This window comes from Duganella sp. GW821-FHT07G03, assembly GCF_059418605.1.
Window position 1 is genome coordinate 129917 of the sequence record NZ_JBWKQE010000002.1, and the last position, 18091, is coordinate 148007.

Consider the following 18091-nt stretch of genomic DNA (forward strand, 5'->3'; position numbering starts at 1 on the left):
AATGGATAAACCCGCCGCCCCACTCAGCCGCGAACAACACTGGCACAAGACGCGCCGCCTGACCGCCATCCTGCTGCTGGTCTGGCTGGCGACCGGCTTCTGCGCCGCCTACTTCGCGCGCGAGCTGGCCGGCCTGAGCGTGTTCGGCTGGCCGCTGTCGTTCTATCTGGCGGCGCAGGGCGCGTCGCTGGTCTACCTGGCCATCCTGGCCGTCTACGCCTGGCGCATGCGCAAGCTCGACCGCGCCGCCGCGCCGCAGCCGCTGGATACGCGCGCATGAAAGCCACCCGCAGCTTCTTCCAGCGCCTGCGCAGCTACTACCTGCTGTTCACGGCCGGCTTGGCCTGCTTCCTGGTCGCGCTGTCGGTGCTGGAGCAGGAGGGCATGTCGCGCAACTGGATCGGCTACCTGTTCATGTTCGCCACCATCGTGCTGTACGCGTCGATCGGCGTGCTCAGCCGCACCTCCAACGTGCTCGAATACTATGTGGCCGGGCGGCGCGTGCCGGCCATGTTCAACGGCATGGCCACCGCCGCCGACTGGATCTCCGCCGCCAGCTTCATCAGCCTGGCCGGCGGCCTGTACCTGCACGGCTTCGACGGCCTGGCCTACATCATGGGCTGGACCGGCGGCTACTGCCTGGTGGCGCTGCTGATCGCGCCCTATCTGCGCAAGTTCAGCCAGTACACCATTCCCGATTTCCTGGCGGCCCGCTACGGCGGCGGCGACGGCGACGGCCGCGGCGGGCGCGCGGTGCGCATCCTGGCGGTCTGCGCCACCATCATCGTCTCCTTCACCTACGTGGTGGCGCAGATCTACGCGGTCGGGCTGATCGCCTCGCGCTTCACCGGCGTCGATTTCTCGGTCGGCATCTTCCTCGGCCTGGCCAGCATCCTGGTGTGCTCCTTCCTCGGCGGCATGCGCGCCATCACCTGGACCCAGGTGGCGCAGTACATCATCATCCTGGTGGCCTTCCTGATGCCGGCGGTCTGGCTGTCCGGCAAGCACACCGACAATCCGATCCCGCAGCTGGCCTACGGCAAGCTGCTGCCCAAGCTGAGCGCGCGCGAGAACGTGCTGCAAAACGATCCGAAAGAGGCCGAGGTGCGCGCCATCTTCCGCCAGCGCGCCGCCGATTTCGACGCCCGCATCCGCAGCCTGCCGGCGTCGTGGGAGGCCGGCCGCGCCGAGGTCCAGCGCGCGCTCGACCGCGTCAAGCTGCGCAATGCTTCGCTGCTGGAGATCCGCAGCGCCGAGCGGGCCCTGATCGCCTATCCGAAAAGCGCCGACGAGGCGGCGCATGACTGGGCCGAGGCGCGCGCGCTGAACCTGGCCCGCGCCGAACCGATCACGCCGCACGCCACGCCCTACCCCGGCGATCCGGAAAGCTCGGACATCAAGCGCAACAACTTCCTGGCGCTGGTGTTCTGCCTGATGCTGGGCACGGCCGCGCTGCCGCACATCCTGATGCGTTCCTACACCACGCCGTCGGTGCACGACACCCGGGTGTCGGTGTTCTGGACGCTGTTCTTCATCCTGCTGATCTACCTGACCATTCCGGCGCTGGCGGTGCTGGTCAAGTACGACATCTACAGCGCGCTGGTCGGCAGCGACTACGCGCACCTGCCCAACTGGGTGTCGTACTGGGCCAATGTGGACAAGGCCAATCCGCTGTTCGGCATCAGCGACATCAACCACGACGGCATCGTGCAACTGGCCGAGATCACCATCGACGCCGACGTGCTGGTGCTGGCCACGCCGGAAATCGCCGGCCTGCCCTACGTGGTGTCGGGCCTGGTGGCGGCGGGCGGCCTGGCCGCCGCGCTGTCGACCGCCGACGGCTTGCTGCTGGCGATCTCCAACGCGCTGTCGCACGACATCTACTACAAGCTGGTCGACCGCAGCGCCTCGACCCAGAAGCGGGTCACCATCTCCAAGCTGCTGCTGCTGGGCGTGGCCTTCATCGCCGCGTATGGCGCCTCGCAAAAGCCGGGCGACATCCTGTCGCTGGTGGGCGCGGCCTTCTCGCTGGCGGCCTCGGCGCTGTTTCCGGCGCTGGTGCTGGGCGTGTTCTGGAAGCGCGCCAACTACCAGGGCGCGGTGGCCGGCATGGCGACCGGCTTCGCGGTCTGCCTGTACTACATGTTGCACGCCAATCCCATCCTGGGCGGCAGCGCGGCCGGCCAATGGTTCCACATCGCGCCCATCTCGGCCGGCATCTTCGGCGTGCCGGCCGGGCTGCTGACGATGCTCGCGGTCAGCCTGCTCACGCCCGCGCCCGACCGCGCGACCGGCGCGCTGGTCGACTACATCCGGGCGCCGGAACGTTAAGATACACTGCGCATGTGGCGGATTTGATAACTTGATGCTATTGTGCCGGCACAGCTTATTTCGAGACCGCCCATGAAACTACGCACCATCCTGCTGCTGGCCTGCGCCATCGGACTATCCCTCCATGCCGTCCAGGCCGCCGACGCGCCGCCGGCCCGCCCCTCGGTCGAGGACTTTTTCGGCAATCCCGAGTTCAGCGACGCGCTGCTTTCGCCCAGCGGCAAATACCTGGCCGTCAAGGTCGGCTCCAAGGACAAGCGCGACCGCCTGGCCGTGGTCGAACTGGGCACGAACTCGGTCAAGGTGGTGGGCAACTTCAGCGACGCCGACATCGGCCAGTTCCAGTGGATTAACGACGAGCGCCTGGCCTTCACCGCCGCCGACCATACGCTGGCCCAGGGCGACCAACGCTACGCGCCCGGCCTGTACGCGATCAACCGCGACGGCAGCGCCTTCCGCCAGCTGGTCATGCGCATCGGCCAGCCCTTCATCAGCGGCGGCCCCGGCGCTACACACCTGCGCGAGCTGCTGCCCTGGCACACCTTCATGCTGGACCAGGACGGCCCGCAGGATTCCGAGTATATGTACGTGCTCAACAAGAGCATCAGCGGCCCCGGCCAGCTGGACTACGTCGACCTGCAACGCATCAACACGCTCACCGGCCGCGTGGCCAGCACCATCGCCCGTCCCGGCGACAGCATGACCTGGCTGCTGGACAACAAGGGCGAGCCGCGCCTGACCGTCACCTCGAAAGACCGCACCAGCGAAATCTGGTACCGCGATCCGGCCACCAGCGCCTGGCGCAAGCTGACCGGCTTCGACAGCTACACCGGCGGCAAGGGCGCCTTCAGGCCGCTGGCGTTCGGGCCGGACGGCACGCTGTACGTGGTCGTCAACCATCACAGCGACCACGCGGCGGTGCACAGCTACAACCTCGCCACCAACACCGTCTCCGAGCAGCCCATCGTCAAGCTCGACGGCTACGACTTCGGCGGCCACCTGATCATGGACCAGCACACGATGCTGGGCGTGCGCTACCAGACCGACGCCGCCGGCACCGTCTGGTTCGACGCGGCCATGAAGGCCATGCAGGAAAAGATAGACACCATGCTGCCCAACACCATCAACCTGCTGACGCCGCCGTCGCGGCCACAGGCGCCGTGGGTGCTGGTGCATTCCTTCAGCGACGTGTGGCCGTCGCGCACCTTCCTGTACAACCGCGACAGCCAGCAGCTGACCGCCGTCGGCGCCAGCTACCCGGCCATCAAGCCGACCCAGATGGCGCACAAGACCATGGTGCACTACAAGGCGCGCGACGGCCTCGACATCCCGGCCTGGCTGACCTTACCGCAAGGCAGCGGCAAGAAGCTGCCGCTGGTGGTGCTGGTGCACGGCGGCCCGTATGTGCGCGGCGGCGACCTGGCGTGGGAGCCGGACTCGCAATTCCTGGCCTCGCGCGGCTACGCGGTGCTGGAGCCGGAATACCGCGGCAGCCGCGGCTTCGGCGTGCGCCACTACCGCGCCGGCTGGAAGCAATGGGGCTTGAAGATGCAGGACGATATCGCCGACGGCGCCCGCTGGGCCATCGCCCAGGGCACCGCCGACGCCAAGCGCATCTGCATCGCCGGCGCCAGCTACGGCGGCTACGCCACCTTGATGGGCCTGATCAACGACCCCGACCTCTATCAATGCGGCATCGACTGGGCCGGCGTCACCGACATCAAGCTGATGCATGACGGCCACTGGGCCTACACGTCGGACTTCTCGGACGGCTGGCGCCAGTACGGCATGCTCGACCTGGTCGGCGACCCGGTCAAGGACGCCGAGCAGCTGAAGGCCACCTCGCCGCTGCTGCAGGCGGCCCGCATCAAGCAGCCGCTGCTGCTGGCCTACGGCGGCGCCGACATGCGCGTGCCGCTGCCGCACGGCACCAAGTTCTACCAGGCGGTCAAGCAAACCAACCCCAACGTCGAGTGGGTCGAGTACCCGGACGAAGGCCACGGCTGGGCGCTGCCGAAAACCCGCTTCGACTTCTGGACCCGCGTCGAGAAATTCCTCGACAAGAATATCGGTCCGGGAGCGGCGCAGTGAGCGCCGTCCGCAAACTGCTGGGCCTGTTCGTACTGGCGAGCGCCTGCCAGGCGCAGGCCGCGCCGCCGCCGCCGCCGCCGCCGATCACCAGCTTCTTCAACAACCCCGCCTTCAACGGCGCCGTGCTCTCGCCCAACGGCCGCTACCTGGCCGCCTTCATCGGCGCCAACGACAAGCGCGACGGCCTGGCGGTGGTCGACCTGAGCGACCTGAGCGCGCACATGGTGGCGCAGTTCGCCGACACCGACATCGGCCGCGCGCACTGGATCAACAACGAGCGCCTGCTGTTCAGCACGGTGGACAAGACCGTGGCCCAGCGCGATGTGCGCTACGGCCCCGGCCTGTTCGTGGTCGACCGCGACGGCAAGCACTTCCGCCAGCTGGCCAAGCGCAACAATCCCTTCTTCCAGAACGGCGACGGCGGCCGCGAGCTGCTGCCCTGGCACACCTTCATGCTCGACCAGGCCGGCGCGCAGGACAGCGACGACGTCTACGTCACCGACGCCGACATCCGCGGCGCCGGCATCCGCATGGCGTCGGACCTGCTGCGGCTGAACACGCGCACCGGCATCACCCACGCGGTCGAGCATCCCGGCGTGGCGCGCGGCTGGCTGCTGGACCAGCACGGCCAGCCGCGCCTGGTCGAGACGCTGGACCAGAACATCGAAACCATCCACTACCTGGACCCGGCCACCGAACAATGGCGCGCGCTGGCCAGCTTCAACGCCTACACCGGCGGCGCCGGCGGCTTCGATCCGCTGGCCTTCGGCCCGGACGGCACGCTGTACGTGACCAGCCGCGCCGGCCGCGACCGCAGCGCCTTGTACCGTTACGACCTGGTCCGCGACAAGCTGGCCGAGCGGCCTATGCTGGAGCTGGAAGGATTCGACTTCCACGGCCACCTGGTCATCAGCAACAACCGCCTGCTGGGCGTGCGGGTGCACAGCGACGCCGAAGGCACGGTCTGGTTCGACGCCGGCATGCAGGCGCTGCAGAAGACCGTGGACGCCATCCTGCCCGGCACCATCAACCTGATCACCCCGCCCAGCCGGCCGGAAACCCCGTGGGTGCTGGTGCAGTCGTATTCGGACAAGCAGCCGCAGCGCACGCTGGTGTTCAACACCGAGAGCAAGCGCATGAGCGAAGTCGGCAACCTGGCGCCGCAGATCAAGCCGGCCGACATGGGCAGCCGCGAGCTGGTGCACTACGCCGCGCGCGACGGCCGCGACATCCCGGCCTGGCTGACCTTGCCGCCGGGCGGCAAGGACAAGAACCTGCCGATGGTGGTGCTGGTGCACGGCGGTCCGTTCATGCGCGGCGGCAGCTGGAACTGGAACGCCGACGCCCAGTTCCTGGCCACGCGCGGCTACGCGGTGCTGGAACCGGAGTTTCGCGGCAGCGTCGGCTTCGGCGACGCCCACTTCCGCGCCGGCTGGAAACAGTGGGGCTTGAAGATGCAGGACGACGTCGCCGACGGCACGCGCTGGGCCATTGCCCAGGGCACGGTCGATCCCAAGCGCATCTGCATCGCCGGCGCCAGCTACGGCGGCTACGCCACCTTGATGGGCCTGATCAACGATCCCGAGCTGTACCGCTGCGGCATCGACTGGGTCGGCGTGACCGACATCGACCTGCTGTACGACAGCGGCTGGCGCTACGCCTCCGACCTGCCGCAGGGCTGGAAGCAGTACGGCATGCCGGCGCTGATCGGCGACCGCGTCAAGGATGCGGCGCAGTTGCAGGCCACCTCGCCGCTGCGCCAGGCCGCGCGCGTGACCCAGCCGCTGTTGCTGGCCTATGGCGGCGCCGACGTGCGGGTGCCGATCACGCACGGGCTGAAGTTCTATGATGCGGTCAAGGCCGGCAATCCCAACGTCGAGTGGATCGAATACCCGGAAGAAGGCCACGGCTGGGCGCTGCCGAAGAACCGCATCGATTTCTGGACCCGGGTGGAGAAATTCCTCGACAAGAATCTCGGCGCGCGCTGAAAGTCGCGCTATAGTCTCGTTGCAGCAAACCTGTCACGTTAACGTCACGAATACGGAGGAGCGCGCATGTCGTCGGGAAAAATTTTGGTCGCACAGGGAGGCGGGCCGACCGCCGTCATCAACCAATCGCTGGCGGGGGTGGTGCTGGAGGCGCGCCGCTTCCGCGACGTCACCCGCGTCTACGGCGCGCTGCACGGCGTGCGCGGCATCATCAACGAAGACCTGGTCGACCTGACCCGCGAGACCAGCCACAACCTGGAGCTGGTGGCGGCCACGCCGTCGTCGGCGCTGGGCTCGACCCGCGACAAACCGGACCTGGCCTATTGCGAGGAAATTTTCAAGGTCTTGCGCGCGCACGAGATCGAGCAGTTCTACTACATCGGCGGCAACGATTCGTCCGACACGGTGCGCATCGTCAGCGAGCAGGCGCAGCAGGCCGGCTATCCGCTGCGCAGCATCCACATTCCCAAGACCATCGACAACGATCTGGTCGGCAGCGACCACACGCCGGGCTTCCCGTCGGCGGCGCGCTTTGTCGCGCAGGCGTTTGCCGGCGCCAACCTCGACAACGCCGCGCTGCCGGGCGTGTACGTGGGCGTGGTGATGGGCCGCCACGCCGGCTTTCTGACGGCCGCCTCGGCGCTGGGCAAGAAGTTCGCGGACGACGGCCCGCACCTGATCTACCTGCCGGAACGGGTGTTCTCGCTGGAGCAGTTCCTGGCCGACGTCAAAGCCACTTACGCGCGCTACGGCCGCTGCGTGATCGCCGTGTCCGAGGGCATCCACGATGCGTCCGGCGAGGCGATCGCCAGCCTGCTGGCCAAGGAGGTCGAACGCGATGCGCACGGCAACGTGCAGCTGTCCGGCACCGGCGCGCTGGCCGATCTGCTGTGCGACGAGATCAAGGCCAAGCTGGGCATCAAGCGCGTGCGCGGCGACACCTTCGGCTATCTGCAACGGTCCTTCATCGGCTGCGTGTCGGACGTGGACCAGCGCGAAGCGCGCGAGGTCGGCGAGAAGGCGGTGCAATTTGCCATGTGGGGCGGGCGCGACGGCTCGGTGGCGATCAAGCGCACCGGTTTCTACTCGGTCGACTACGAGCTGATGGCGCTGTCCGACGTGGCCGGCAAGACGCGCGTGATGGAGGACGAGTTCATCAGCGCCAGCGGCACCGACGTGACCGACGCCTTCCGCCTGTACCTGCGCCCGCTGCTGGGTTCCGGCATGCCGGACGCGTTCCGCCTGCGGCCGTCGCCAGTGGAAAAAATTCTGAAGAAATAGGAGACGACGAGGGGACTGTTCAAACGCGGCATGCTGCTGGCCATGCTGGCCGGTGCATCACTGGGCGCCTCGGCGCAGAACGCCAACCAGCCACCACCGCCGCCCGACGGCAAGCGCGGCCCGCCGCAGGAAGCGATCGACGCCTGCAAGGGCAAGGCCGAAGGCGTCAAGGTGACGTTCAAGGGCCGGCGCGGCGAGGACGTCAAGGGCGTCTGCAAGAAGATGCGGGAAGGCGTCGTTGCCGTGCCCGAGGGCGGCATGCCGCCACCGCCGGAGCCGCGCAAGTAATTACAGCTTCAAGCTCCTGGAGGAGGCGCTAAATTCCGAATGAATTCCATTGCGCCTTCCACATGCTGATTTGCCGCATCCTGCACAAGTTGCCAACCCAGCTGAACTTTTTTGTCGAAACCGTGAGAGCCGTAGTAGAGGTTGCGCCCGTGTTCGTATTGCGCCTTGGGGTAACCCAGTTTGGCCGCGCATTCAAAAAAATAGCCTGCCTTGAGCTTATCCATGCGGACCAGATCGCCGGTATCGTAGCAAACACCGAGGGCATATAAAGCCGGCGCATAACCCAGTTCGGCAGACTGTTTCAAACGACGAAGACTCCGCTCTTCAAATTGCTCGTCCGTCTCGCCATCAGCAAAACTAAAGGTTGAGGAGAGAAATAATGCTTCAGGATCAGCACTCGCCGCCAAGGGGCCAAGAAGCTGGGATGCCTCTGAAATGTCACCTTGGTCAAGCGCCAAGCGCGCCTTGGCAATTATTTGCATATTATCCATGAGGGATAATCCTTTCTCCCTTGGGGCCAGTACAACGACACTGCACATGAGGCGTGGATTTCGCAGTTATAGTGTTTGCGCTGCCCCTTGTCAAACGTCTCAACGTCGCTGAGCGGCGCGTATCGGCGCGCAGTCATGATCTCGGTTTTACCGGACTTTACAGGGCCTTGACGTTTTCTAACAAGCTCCCGAAGGACAATGGCGGCCGTACATTGATTTCGGGAGCTTGGCATGAAGACAGTTAGAACCTGGTTGTTGCTGGCGGCGGTGGCCGGCGTCTCGTGGGCGGCGTCGGCCCAGAACAGCCAGCCGCCAGGGCCGCCGCCCGAAGCGGTGGCCGCCTGCAAGGACAAGGCCGAGAGTACGAAGGTCACATTCAAGGGGCGGCGCAGTGAAGACGTTCAAGGCGTCTGCAAGAAGATGCGCGACGTCGTCGCCGCCGTACCCGAAGGCGGCATGCCGCCACCGCCGGAACAGCGCAAGTAGGCGCCGCAGGAATTAACTTGGCTCAGATGCTCACGCCGCGTCTGCTCGGGTAGGAAAAACGAAAGGTCGAACCGTAGCGGTATCGACCTTTTTTCTTGCCTGCATCACGTCATGTGCAGCCTGCATATCCATCCATGACATGGCAGATCGATCGAACACCAGTTCGAGCCGTACCGCCATTTCCGCCGTCAAGGCGATTTCTTGGGCAAGCAAACCTTCCACTACCTGCAATAGCAGCCCCAAGCGGTCAGCCAACTCTTCATGGCTAATTTTGTGCGGTTCGACATAGGACAGAAAAAGATATTCGCCGGGGTGCATAGTGATCATGTTCGCCTCCAGTACCAGTCGGATCCTGATTTTTCATGGTAGAAGCAAAGCCGTACGCCGTCAACCGCGCCGAGGATACTGTCATGAGTTTTCAGGCCAAAGAAATCCGACATAAAGGTTTGCTGCGTTTTTGGAATTCGGCAGGAAAAGATGCGAGTGGCATTTCCGCATCTTGGGCAAAAGTCGCAAGTGCCATTCTGGTCCATCTACACACGGCGCGCAGTCTTGATGATGTTCGTGGCGGCCTTGGCGTATCAAAAAACGTCAAGCAATTGAGCGGCCACGCTTGCCGATACAGCATAGAGGTCAATGCCAATTGGCGCATTACCTTTGATTGCAGCGATCCATACAGCGGTGAGCTGACTAATATCGACTTGGAAGATCTTCACCGGCGCAGTGGCGCGAAACACCATTAATTCCCGATGCGTCATGGCCTACATCATCGGCCATATACGCACCCCTCGCGTTCAATGTCTTCCAGCAGGCCAGCGCGGGCGGTATCCAGTTCAGTCTTTTGACTCAGGATGGCGCACTCGTACAACGATGCCTGAACGTCTTTGTTCCACAGGCGGGATCCAGTGGTGATCACTTGGTATTGCAGGACTGTCGACGCGGCGCGGAGATCGATGAGGTCGACATCGCAACCACACGTATCGGCCAGCGATTGCGCCAGTTCCCATGTCGCCAGTGGTTCAAGCTTGCCCTCGACCAGCACCGCAAGATCAAGGTCGCTGTCCGTGCCTGCATGTCCCGTCGCGCGACTGCCGAACAGGTAGATGGCCAGTAGCGAGGGCAGCCGCTGGCGCAACGCGGACACAATATCCTGCTCGAAAATACTCGCGTTCATAGCCACTCCTACTGTCGGTATCCGGCTACAGCTTACACCACGGCGAGGGTCGGCAGCAGCGGTGTGATGTCGCCATCGACGCCACCGGCCCAAGGCAAGCAGGCACGGCTTAAATTAACTTAGCTCAAGACCAAATTACACTGCCACGCTAGGATTTGAGTTCCCAGTCAGAGGAGCTCATCATGCCCTACATCGCCCGCAATTATGCAGATCAAAAAGAGTTGGTTGGCAATGGCCAATGCGTAACCTTGGTGAAGGCATTTTCCAACGCGCCGGCGGCATCGTTATGGTCTGAAGGCGAAAAGGTGGCTGAGTTAGTGAAGTCCAGCCGAATAGCCTCTGGCACTGTTATCGCCACGTTCGTCAAAGGCAGATACCAAAACCATGCACACGGCAATCACGCAGCTATTTTCGTCAAGGCGATCCCTGGCGGCATCGTGGTCTTTGATCAGTGGCGCACGCATAAGCCGGTGGAACGCATCATCCGCTTTGGCCGGTCAGGCAAGATCGGTGCGGCACAGCGGCCAGAACTCTATTCGGTCGTCGAATGAATACCGCACTCCGTCTTTTTGCGGCAGCAGCGCTTTTCATGATGGCGCCTGCGCTTGCCAAGCCGTTGGCCTGCCCTGCTTTCGCCCCCAGTTCATGGGGCTTGGGAAATGCCAAGCTTGAATCGGTGCGAGTACTGTCCCATCCAGCCGGTGAAAAGCTTGATGACACCGGCCCTTTGCCCATCATGGCGCCAGACGAGGAACACGAGCGCGATGGCAAGCTCCTGCAAACATGGCGCATGAACACCGACGCACCAAAATACGCCTACAAGTTTGATTGCCTGTTCAGCGGCACCGAGCGTTTTTTGAGAATAGAGGCGCCAGCGGTGAAGCGCTGCACGGCAACCTCAAGCCAAGCGGACCGCTTGTTTATTTTTTCTTGTAGATAGCCTGCGGAAAGCCCAACCGGTCCGCCGCAGCGACACTACGGCGCCAAGGCCGGCAGCAGCGGCGTGATGTCGCCGTCGGACGGCAGCGGCGCCAGGTTCAGCAGGCGCATCAGCAGCGGGTAAACGTCGACGTTGTCGAACGCCGGCAGCACCACGCCCGGCTTGAAGGCCGGGCCGGCGGCGATGAAGATGGCGCCCATCTCCGGCGCCGCGTTGTCGTAGCCGTGCGCGCCGCCCTTCATGCTCGCCATGTCGGCGAAGGTCAGCACCCAGCCCATTTCGGCCAGGCAGATAAAGGCCGGCACGCGCGCGTTGCGTCCATACGCCAGCCGCGCCGGCAGCTCACCCTTGCGCCAGCACTGCATGTGCTGCTGCGGCTTGAGCAGCGCGGCGGCCAGCTGCTCCTCGCGGCCGGGCATCGCTTCCATGCCGGCATACGGACCGCTGACCACCTTGCGGTAGCTGCCCTCCGGCAGCAGCCGGTCCATGCGCACCACACGTTCGAGGCTCACCGGCGCCATGCCGTGATCGGAAACGATGACGATGTTGGCCTCCAGGTGGCGCCTGGCCAGCCCGTCCAGCAGCTGGCCGACGGCCTGGTCCACCAGCGCCACGGCGACCGTGGTCTGCTCGGCGGCGGGACCGTAAGTGTGGCCGGCATGGTCGACATCATCAAAGTACAAGGTCGCGAAGCCCAGCGGTTCGACGTCCGCACGCCCCAGCCACGACAACAGCCGCTCGGTGCGCCCGGACGCCGGCAGCTTGCCGTCGAACTGCGGCGCCACCGTCGGCTGCACGCCGTGGATCGCCGCTTCCGAACCGGGCCAGAACATGGTGCCGGAACGGATGCCGTGCAACTCGGCCGTCACCCACACCGGCTCGGCCTGGTCCCACCAGCGGCGGTCGGTGACGGCGGCTGCATTGTCCAGGCTGAAGCGCACGCCGGGGATCGTCGCGTCTTCCATATTGTTGTCGACCACGCCATGATGGTCGGGCCGCAACCCGGTCACCAGCGTGTAGTGATTCGGAAAGGTAATCGAGGGGAACGACGGCCGCATCGCCACCGCGCGCGCGCCGCCGGCGGCCAGCCGGTTCAGGTTGGGCGTGACGCCGCGGTCCAGGTAATCGGGACGCATGCCGTCGATCGACACCAGGATCGTCAACGGCGTGGCGTAGGCCGCCGCGCAGCAGCTCACGGCCAGCAGCAACAGCAATTTTTTCAAGTTCGGTTTCATGGTTCAGGGGTCCAGGCATAAAAAAAGCGGACGACGCCGGGGCGTGGTCCGCTTTTAGAGAAATAACTATCGCTTAAACAACGATGGTCTGGTGTTCGTCGCCAACGCGGGCGCGGATGGCGCCGATGGTGTAGACGGTCTCGCCGGCCGCTTCCAGCTGGGCGATGGCGGCGGCCGCGTTTTCCTTCGACACGATGACGGTCATGCCGATGCCGCAGTTGAACACGCGGTGCATTTCAGCGTCGGCGACGCCGCCGTGCTGTTGCAGCCAGGTGAACAGCGGAGGCATGGTCCACGATTTGCCGTCCAGCTCGGCCACCAGGCCAGGCTGCAGCACGCGCGGGATGTTCTCGACCAGGCCGCCGCCGGTGATGTGCACCATGCCCTTGACTTCCATCGAGGCCATCAGCGCCAGCAGCGGCTTGACGTAGATGCGGGTAGGCTGCATCAGCACGTCGGCCAGCTTGCGGCCGTGGAAGTCGCCTTCCAGGTCCGGCTTGGCCACTTCGATGATCTTGCGCACCAGCGAGTAGCCGTTGGAGTGCACGCCCGACGAGGCCAGGCCCAGGATGACGTCGCCCGGAGCGATCTTGGTGCCGTCGATGATGGCCGACTTTTCCACCGCGCCGACCGCGAAGCCGGCCAGGTCGTATTCACCGGCCGGGTACATGGATGGCATTTCCGCCGTTTCGCCGCCGATCAGCGCGCAACCGGCTTGTTCGCAACCCTGGGCGATGCCCTTGATGACATCGGTGGCGATGGCCACGTCCAGCTTGCCGCAGGCGAAGTAGTCGAGGAAGAACAGCGGCTCGGCGCCCTGCACCAGGATGTCGTTGACGCTCATCGCGACCAGGTCGATGCCGACCGTGTCGTGGCGGTTCAGCTCGAACGCCAGTTTCAGCTTGGTGCCCACGCCGTCGGTACCAGAGACCAGGACCGGCTCCTTGTACTTCTTGCTGATCTCGAACATGGCGCCGAAACCGCCCAAGCCGCCCATCACGCCTTCGCGCATGGTGCGCTTGGCAAAAGGCTTGATCGCTTCGACTAAAGCGTCGCCTGCGTCGATATCGACGCCGGCGTCACGGTAGGACAGGGAAACATTAGAAGTTTGGCTCATGGTGTATTTCGCAGCGGAGGCGGTAAAATAGAAGGCGGAGACCTGTTTCGTAATAAAAAGATACGAAAATGCGCAAAAAGCTGCACAACAACCCGGTCAATCCGCTATTTTATCAAAATGCCCCGTCCAACAGCCGTTTTTAACCATCTAAATCACTTTCCATGCCATTTCCCCTCTCGGTAGAGCAAAAGCAAACGGCATTCTGGGTAGCGGTTTGGGCGGCATTCTTCCTGTTGCTGGTCACTTTGGGGCCGGTGCTGACGCCCTTCCTGGCCGCCGCCATCCTCGCTTATGCGCTCAATCCGGGCGTCGATTTCCTCGACCACCTGCATCCACGGCTGGGCCGCCTGAACCTGCGGGTGCCGCGCGCGCTGGCCGTGCTGGTGGTGGTGGTGCTGTTCTTCGCCGCCATCGCCGCGCTGGTGCTGATCGTGGTGCCGGTGCTGCAAAAGGAAATCCCCCTGCTGCAGGCGCAGATCCCCGCCTTCCTGGCCAAGGCCAACGACCTGCTGGGTCCCAAGCTGCAGGAAATGGGCGTCAAGGTGCGCCTCGACAGCGACGGCATCAAGAAGCTGGTGTCGCAGCAGATGGCCACCAGCGGCGACGAGATCTGGACCGCCGTGCTCAATTCGGCACGCGTGGGCGGCACCGCGGTGCTGGGCTGGATCGCCACGCTGGTGCTGATCCCGGTGGTGCTGTTCTACCTGCTGCTGGACTGGCACCCGATGCTGGCCCGCATCGCCGGCGCCGTGCCGCGCCGCTGGATAGGCGCCACCATGGACATGGCCGAGGAGGTCGACACCCTGCTGGCCCAGTACCTGCGCGGCCAGCTGCTGGTGATGTTCGTGCTGGCGGTGTACTACTCGGTGGCGCTGGCGATCGCCGGCTTCGATGTCGCGCTGCCGGTCGGCATCATCACCGGCCTGCTGGTGTTCATCCCCTACCTGGGCTTCGGCCTGGGCCTGGTGCTGGCGCTGATTTCGGCGGTGCTGCAGTTTTCCGACTGGAGCGGCGTGATCGCGGTGGCCGGCATCTACGGCGCCGGCCAGGTGCTGGAGGGCTTTTTCCTCACGCCGCGCCTGGTGGGCGAGCGCATCGGCCTCAATCCGCTGGCCGTGATTTTCGCTTTATTGGCCTTCGGCCAGCTGTTCGGCTTTGTCGGCGTACTGCTGGCATTACCCGCTTCGGCGGTGCTGATGGTGGCATTTAAGCATCTGCGCCGCCACTACCTGCGCAGCAGCTTCTATAATGCGTGACGTCGAACAGAAAAACGTTATGCAAAAGATCATAAACAGGCGAACGCCATGAAACAGCTGGTGCTCGATTTAGGCGCAGACCAGGCGCACAGCCTCGCATCGTTCGAGGTGGGACAGAATGCCGAAGCGGCAGCGCTGATGGCGCAGTTCGCCGACCGCACGTCGCGCGAGCACTTCGCCTACCTGTGGGGCGCGGGCGGCGTCGGCAAGACCCATCTGCTGAAAGCCCTGGCCAGCGCCGGCGGCGAAGCCGAGCAGCTGCGCGCGCGCTACATCTCGCCGTTTTCCATCGAGTCCGAATTCGTCTACTCGCCGGAGGTGGACCTGTACCTGCTCGACGACTGCGAAAAGCTGTCGCCGCTGGCGCAGATCGACGCCTTCGCCCTGTTCAATGAAATCCGCGCCAACAACGCCTTCATGGTGTGCAGCGGCGCGGTGGCGCCGGCGGTGCTGCCGGTGCGCGAGGACCTGCGCACCCGCATGGGCTGGGGCCTGATCTACCAGATCCACGGCCTGACCGACGACGAGAAAGTGGCCGCGCTGACCGCCGCCGCCACCGCCCGCGGCTTGACGCTGTCGCCCGGCGTGATACCCTACTTGCTGTCCCATTTTCAGCGCGACATGCGGTCGTTGTCGACGATGCTGGACTCGCTGGACCAATATTCCCTCGAAACCCAACGCCCGATCACCCTGCCGCTGTTGCGCGAGTGGTTGCAGGCGGAAGCTAAAGAATGACGAATCCTGCATGAACTTAGCCTTGTTTGACCTCGACCACACGCTGCTGCCGATCGACTCCGACTACGAGTGGGGGCAGTTCCTGGTGCGCATCGGCGCCGTGGACGCCGCCGAATTCGCCCGCCGCAACGATGAATTCTTCGCCCAGTACCAGGCCGGCACGCTGGACCCGGTGGAATACCTGGAGTTCTCGCTCGGCACCCTGGCCTCCTTCCCGCGCGAACGCCTGCAGGCGATGCAGGAGCAGTACATGGCCGAAGTGGTGCTGCCTGCGATCCGCCCGGCGGCGCGCGCGCTGCTGCAAAAGCACATCGACGCCGGCGACCTGGTGGCCATCGTCACCGCCACCAACCACTTCGTCACCGCGCCGATCGCCAAGGCGCTGGGCGTGGAGCACCTGATCGCGGCCATGCCGGAAACAGACGCCGACGGCAAGCTGACCGGCAAGCTGCTCGGCACGCCGACCCAGGGCGCGGGCAAGGTCACGCACACCAAGGCCTGGCTGGCGAAGATGGGCAAGAAGCTGGAAGACTTCGGCACCGTCCACTTCTACAGCGATTCGCACAACGACCTGCCGCTGATGTCCATCGTCAGCCATCCGGTGGCGACCAACCCCAACGCCGCACTGAAAACGCACGCCACAGCCCAAGGCTGGCCATTAATTGACCTATTCAATGATTAAGAAACTGATCCGCAAAATCCTCGGCACCAAGAGCAAGGCACGCGACACCAGCACGCCGGTGATACTGGGCCCCGAAGCCCACGGCATCGATCCGCGCCTGCTGTCGTCGAACGCGGTGCGCGTCACCAGCACCCTGCAGGAAGCGGGCTACGAAGCCTTCGTGGTCGGCGGCGCCGTGCGCGACCTGCTGCTGGGCGTGAAGCCGAAAGACTTCGACATCGCCACCAACGCCACGCCGGAGCAGGTCAAGCGCCTGTTCCGCCGCGCCTTCATCATCGGCAAACGGTTCCAGATCGTGCACGTGATGTTCGGCCAGGATTTGCTGGAGGTGACCACCTTCCGCGGCACCACGCTGGACAACGCGCCCAAGGATGAACATGGCCGCGTCCTGCGCGACAACACCTTCGGCTCGCAGGCGGAGGACGCGGTGCGGCGCGACTTCACCATCAACGCCATGTACTACAACCCGGCCAACCAGCAGGTGCTGGACTACCACGGCGGCGTGGAAGACATCCGCGCCAAGACGCTGCGCATCATCGGCCAGCCGGAAGCGCGCTACCGCGAAGACCCGGTGCGAATGCTGCGCGTGGTGCGCTTCGCCGCCAAGCTCAAATTCACCATCGAGCCGAATACCGGCGCGCCGATCCCGGTCATGGCTTCGCTGATCGACAACGTGCCTGCGGCGCGCGTGTTCGACGAGATGCTCAAGCTGTTGATGAGCGGCCAGGCGCTGGCCTGTCTGCAGCAGCTGCGCAAGGAAGGCCTGCATCACGGCCTGCTGCCGCTGCTGGACGTGGTGCTGGAGCAGCCGCTGGGCTTCAAGTTCGTGACGCTGGCGCTCGATTCGACCGACTCCCGCATCCACGCCGGCAAGACGGTGTCGCCGGGCTTCCTGTTTGCGTCGCTGCTGTGGCACCAGGTGCTGGAGAAGTGGACCGCCTACCGCGCCGCCGGCGAGCAGACCATCCCCGCGCTGCACCTGGCCGCCGACGACGTGCTCGATTCGCAAACCGAGAAGCTGGCCTTGCAGCGCAAGATCGGCTCCGACATGCGCGACATCTGGTCGATGCAGCCGCGCTTCGAGCGCCGCAGCGGCAAGTCGCCGCACAAGCTGCTGGAGCACCTGCGCTTCCGCGCCGGCTACGACTTCCTACTGCTGCGCTGCGCCTCGGGCGAGATCGACGCCGAGTTGGGCGAATGGTGGACCGCGTTCTATGAAGGCGACGAAGCCACCCGCGAAGACCTGATCGCGACGGCCAACCAGCCTGCCGGCGCCGGCGGCGCCAAGCGCAAACGCGCACCGCGTCGCGGTGGCCGCAGCAAGGGCGGCGCTGAAGGCGGCAACGCCGGCGGCGACGGCGGCGCGGAATAAGCTACGCGTTCACGCATCATGAGCATCATCGGCCAACCAGGTGAAGACGGCTTCGCCTTCACCATCGCCTACATCGGCATCGGCGCCAACCTGGGCGACGCGCGCGGCAACGTGGCCGACGCGCTGGAGCGCCTGCAAGGCCTGCCCGGCTGCACGCTGATGGCGGCGTCGGGCCTGTACCGCACCGCGCCGATCGATTCGAGCGGCGACGACTACATCAACGCCGTGGCCCGCATCGCCACCACGCTGGACGCCGAAGCGCTGCTGCAGGCGCTGCACGGCATCGAGCAGGCGCACGGCCGCGAACGGCCCTACCGCAACGCCCCGCGCACGCTGGACCTGGACCTGCTGCTGTACGGCGACCAGCAGATCGCCAGCGCCACGCTGACCGTGCCGCATCCGCGCATGACCGAGCGCGCCTTCGTGCTGGTGCCGCTGCTGGAACTGGCGCCGGCGATCCACATTCCCGGCCGCGGCGCGGCGCAGGATTATGCCGCCGCGGTAGCCGATCAGGGCATCAGCCCCATTATTTGACTCCCCTGCACGCGATAGCATTCAGGACTACACTATCGCCGTGTCATCACATCTTTAAAGGATTTCCCATGTCTGGTTATTTGCAAGGAA

The 18091-nt window shown here is 64.9% G+C and carries 20 protein-coding genes; 15 read left to right on the forward strand and 5 right to left on the reverse strand.

The genetic code is table 11. The features are described from left to right. Window position 1: 1 nt before the first annotated feature. From AC07OK_RS04450 to AC07OK_RS04475, 6 genes are all read left to right on the forward strand, one after another. Window positions 2-280: a DUF4212 domain-containing protein gene (locus AC07OK_RS04450; protein WP_494689142.1), complete on the forward strand. Its 279-nt coding sequence runs from the start codon at window positions 2-4 to the stop codon at window positions 278-280. Beyond that, the gene (locus AC07OK_RS04455) at window positions 277-2331 is read left to right on the forward strand and encodes a sodium:solute symporter family protein (protein ID WP_494689143.1); all 2055 of its coding nucleotides are present in this window, start codon (window positions 277-279) and stop codon (window positions 2329-2331) included. The genes AC07OK_RS04450 and AC07OK_RS04455 overlap by 4 nt, the downstream gene beginning before the upstream one ends. Before the next feature lie 72 nt (window positions 2332-2403). Beyond that, complete coding sequence (locus tag AC07OK_RS04460) at window positions 2404-4422, forward strand: alpha/beta hydrolase family protein (protein ID WP_494689144.1); 2019 nt, start codon at window positions 2404-2406, stop codon at window positions 4420-4422. Continuing rightward, complete coding sequence (locus AC07OK_RS04465; protein ID WP_494689145.1) at window positions 4419-6410, forward strand: alpha/beta hydrolase family protein; 1992 nt, start codon at window positions 4419-4421, stop codon at window positions 6408-6410. Before AC07OK_RS04460 ends, AC07OK_RS04465 begins: the two co-directional genes overlap by 4 nt. A 66-nt stretch (window positions 6411-6476) precedes the next feature. After that, complete coding sequence (locus tag AC07OK_RS04470; protein WP_494689146.1) at window positions 6477-7691, forward strand: 6-phosphofructokinase; 1215 nt, start codon at window positions 6477-6479, stop codon at window positions 7689-7691. A gap of 30 nt (window positions 7692-7721) precedes the next feature. Beyond that, window positions 7722-7979: a hypothetical protein gene (locus AC07OK_RS04475; RefSeq protein ID WP_494689147.1), complete on the forward strand. Its 258-nt coding sequence runs from the start codon at window positions 7722-7724 to the stop codon at window positions 7977-7979. Between the two features lie 8 nt (window positions 7980-7987). On the opposite strand, the gene AC07OK_RS04480 is transcribed toward AC07OK_RS04475, so the two are convergent. Beyond that, a complete protein-coding gene (locus AC07OK_RS04480; RefSeq protein ID WP_494689148.1) occupies window positions 7988-8470 on the reverse strand; it encodes a tetratricopeptide repeat protein in 483 nt (160 codons plus the stop codon). A 231-nt stretch (window positions 8471-8701) separates the two neighbouring features. Here AC07OK_RS04480 and AC07OK_RS04485 point away from each other — a divergent pair, with 231 nt between their 5' ends. Then, window positions 8702-8956 carry a hypothetical protein gene (locus tag AC07OK_RS04485; protein WP_494689149.1) on the forward strand — a complete coding sequence of 85 codons (255 nt, stop codon included), beginning with the start codon at window positions 8702-8704 and terminating at the stop codon, window positions 8954-8956. Between the two features lie 30 nt (window positions 8957-8986). Here AC07OK_RS04485 and AC07OK_RS04490 read toward each other — a convergent pair whose 3' ends face one another. Then, the gene (locus AC07OK_RS04490; protein WP_494689150.1) at window positions 8987-9283 is read right to left on the reverse strand and encodes a HigA family addiction module antitoxin; all 297 of its coding nucleotides are present in this window, start codon (window positions 9281-9283) and stop codon (window positions 8987-8989) included. 83 nt (window positions 9284-9366) lie between these two features. On the opposite strand from AC07OK_RS04490, the gene AC07OK_RS04495 reads away from it, so the two are divergent. After that, on the forward strand, window positions 9367-9699 hold the full coding sequence (locus AC07OK_RS04495; RefSeq protein WP_494689151.1) for a type II toxin-antitoxin system RelE/ParE family toxin: 333 nt from the start codon (window positions 9367-9369) through the stop codon (window positions 9697-9699). A 23-nt stretch (window positions 9700-9722) separates the two neighbouring features. On the opposite strand, the gene mntA is transcribed toward AC07OK_RS04495, so the two are convergent. After that, a complete protein-coding gene (gene mntA, locus AC07OK_RS04500) occupies window positions 9723-10130 on the reverse strand; it encodes a type VII toxin-antitoxin system MntA family adenylyltransferase antitoxin (RefSeq protein ID WP_494689152.1) in 408 nt (135 codons plus the stop codon). A 182-nt stretch (window positions 10131-10312) separates the two neighbouring features. Between mntA and AC07OK_RS04505 the strand changes: the two genes are divergently transcribed. Continuing rightward, window positions 10313-10681 (forward strand): BPSL0067 family protein, encoded by a 369-nt coding sequence (locus AC07OK_RS04505; protein ID WP_494689153.1) that lies wholly within the window; start codon window positions 10313-10315, stop codon window positions 10679-10681. Next, window positions 10678-11070, forward strand: a complete 393-nt coding sequence (locus AC07OK_RS04510; RefSeq protein WP_494689154.1) for an STY0301 family protein — start codon at window positions 10678-10680, stop codon at window positions 11068-11070. Before AC07OK_RS04505 ends, AC07OK_RS04510 begins: the two co-directional genes overlap by 4 nt. 35 nt (window positions 11071-11105) lie before the next feature. On the opposite strand, the gene AC07OK_RS04515 is transcribed toward AC07OK_RS04510, so the two are convergent. Both AC07OK_RS04515 and purM read right to left on the reverse strand, forming a co-directional pair. Continuing rightward, entirely contained in the window at window positions 11106-12305 is a 1200-nt protein-coding gene (locus AC07OK_RS04515; protein ID WP_494689155.1) for an alkaline phosphatase family protein, read from the reverse strand. Window positions 12306-12378: 73 nt separating this feature from the next. Then, complete coding sequence (gene purM, locus AC07OK_RS04520) at window positions 12379-13422, reverse strand: phosphoribosylformylglycinamidine cyclo-ligase (RefSeq protein WP_494689156.1); 1044 nt, start codon at window positions 13420-13422, stop codon at window positions 12379-12381. A gap of 161 nt (window positions 13423-13583) precedes the next feature. On the opposite strand from purM, the gene AC07OK_RS04525 reads away from it, so the two are divergent. The 5 genes from AC07OK_RS04525 to folK are packed head-to-tail and all read left to right on the forward strand — an operon-like array spanning window position 13584 to window position 18001. After that, complete coding sequence (locus AC07OK_RS04525; protein ID WP_494689157.1) at window positions 13584-14678, forward strand: AI-2E family transporter; 1095 nt, start codon at window positions 13584-13586, stop codon at window positions 14676-14678. A 48-nt stretch (window positions 14679-14726) separates the two neighbouring features. After that, window positions 14727-15413 (forward strand): DnaA regulatory inactivator Hda, encoded by a 687-nt coding sequence (gene hda / locus AC07OK_RS04530; protein WP_161088999.1) that lies wholly within the window; start codon window positions 14727-14729, stop codon window positions 15411-15413. Window positions 15414-15423: 10 nt separating this feature from the next. Then, window positions 15424-16095, forward strand: coding sequence for a histidinol-phosphatase (locus tag AC07OK_RS04535; protein WP_494689158.1), 672 nt, complete (start codon window positions 15424-15426; stop codon window positions 16093-16095). After that, on the forward strand, window positions 16088-17467 hold the full coding sequence (gene pcnB / locus AC07OK_RS04540; protein ID WP_020700908.1) for a polynucleotide adenylyltransferase PcnB: 1380 nt from the start codon (window positions 16088-16090) through the stop codon (window positions 17465-17467). The genes AC07OK_RS04535 and pcnB overlap by 8 nt, the downstream gene beginning before the upstream one ends. An 18-nt stretch (window positions 17468-17485) precedes the next feature. Further along, a complete protein-coding gene (gene folK / locus AC07OK_RS04545) occupies window positions 17486-18001 on the forward strand; it encodes a 2-amino-4-hydroxy-6-hydroxymethyldihydropteridine diphosphokinase (RefSeq protein ID WP_494689159.1) in 516 nt (171 codons plus the stop codon). The last annotated feature ends 90 nt before the right edge of the window (window positions 18002-18091 follow it).

What these genes read in the sequence shown, in the direction of transcription:
- AC07OK_RS04450 (WP_494689142.1), top strand. Translation starts at nt 2, where the DNA reads ATGGATAAACCCGCCGCCCCACTCAGCCGCGAACAACACTGGCACAAG.
- AC07OK_RS04455 (WP_494689143.1), top strand. Translation starts at nt 277, where the DNA reads ATGAAAGCCACCCGCAGCTTCTTCCAGCGCCTGCGCAGCTACTACCTG.
- AC07OK_RS04460 (WP_494689144.1), top strand. Translation starts at nt 2,404, where the DNA reads ATGAAACTACGCACCATCCTGCTGCTGGCCTGCGCCATCGGACTATCC.
- AC07OK_RS04470 (WP_494689146.1), top strand. Translation starts at nt 6,477, where the DNA reads ATGTCGTCGGGAAAAATTTTGGTCGCACAGGGAGGCGGGCCGACCGCC.
- AC07OK_RS04475 (WP_494689147.1), top strand. Translation starts at nt 7,722, where the DNA reads ATGCTGCTGGCCATGCTGGCCGGTGCATCACTGGGCGCCTCGGCGCAG.
- AC07OK_RS04480 (WP_494689148.1), bottom strand. Translation starts at nt 8,470, where the DNA reads ATGGATAATATGCAAATAATTGCCAAGGCGCGCTTGGCGCTTGACCAA.
- AC07OK_RS04485 (WP_494689149.1), top strand. Translation starts at nt 8,702, where the DNA reads ATGAAGACAGTTAGAACCTGGTTGTTGCTGGCGGCGGTGGCCGGCGTC.
- AC07OK_RS04490 (WP_494689150.1), bottom strand. Translation starts at nt 9,283, where the DNA reads ATGATCACTATGCACCCCGGCGAATATCTTTTTCTGTCCTATGTCGAA.
- AC07OK_RS04495 (WP_494689151.1), top strand. Translation starts at nt 9,367, where the DNA reads ATGAGTTTTCAGGCCAAAGAAATCCGACATAAAGGTTTGCTGCGTTTT.
- mntA (WP_494689152.1), bottom strand. Translation starts at nt 10,130, where the DNA reads ATGAACGCGAGTATTTTCGAGCAGGATATTGTGTCCGCGTTGCGCCAG.
- AC07OK_RS04505 (WP_494689153.1), top strand. Translation starts at nt 10,313, where the DNA reads ATGCCCTACATCGCCCGCAATTATGCAGATCAAAAAGAGTTGGTTGGC.
- AC07OK_RS04510 (WP_494689154.1), top strand. Translation starts at nt 10,678, where the DNA reads ATGAATACCGCACTCCGTCTTTTTGCGGCAGCAGCGCTTTTCATGATG.
- AC07OK_RS04515 (WP_494689155.1), bottom strand. Translation starts at nt 12,305, where the DNA reads ATGAAACCGAACTTGAAAAAATTGCTGTTGCTGCTGGCCGTGAGCTGC.
- purM (WP_494689156.1), bottom strand. Translation starts at nt 13,422, where the DNA reads ATGAGCCAAACTTCTAATGTTTCCCTGTCCTACCGTGACGCCGGCGTC.
- AC07OK_RS04525 (WP_494689157.1), top strand. Translation starts at nt 13,584, where the DNA reads ATGCCATTTCCCCTCTCGGTAGAGCAAAAGCAAACGGCATTCTGGGTA.
- hda (WP_161088999.1), top strand. Translation starts at nt 14,727, where the DNA reads ATGAAACAGCTGGTGCTCGATTTAGGCGCAGACCAGGCGCACAGCCTC.
- AC07OK_RS04535 (WP_494689158.1), top strand. Translation starts at nt 15,424, where the DNA reads ATGAACTTAGCCTTGTTTGACCTCGACCACACGCTGCTGCCGATCGAC.
- pcnB (WP_020700908.1), top strand. Translation starts at nt 16,088, where the DNA reads ATGATTAAGAAACTGATCCGCAAAATCCTCGGCACCAAGAGCAAGGCA.
- folK (WP_494689159.1), top strand. Translation starts at nt 17,486, where the DNA reads ATGAGCATCATCGGCCAACCAGGTGAAGACGGCTTCGCCTTCACCATC.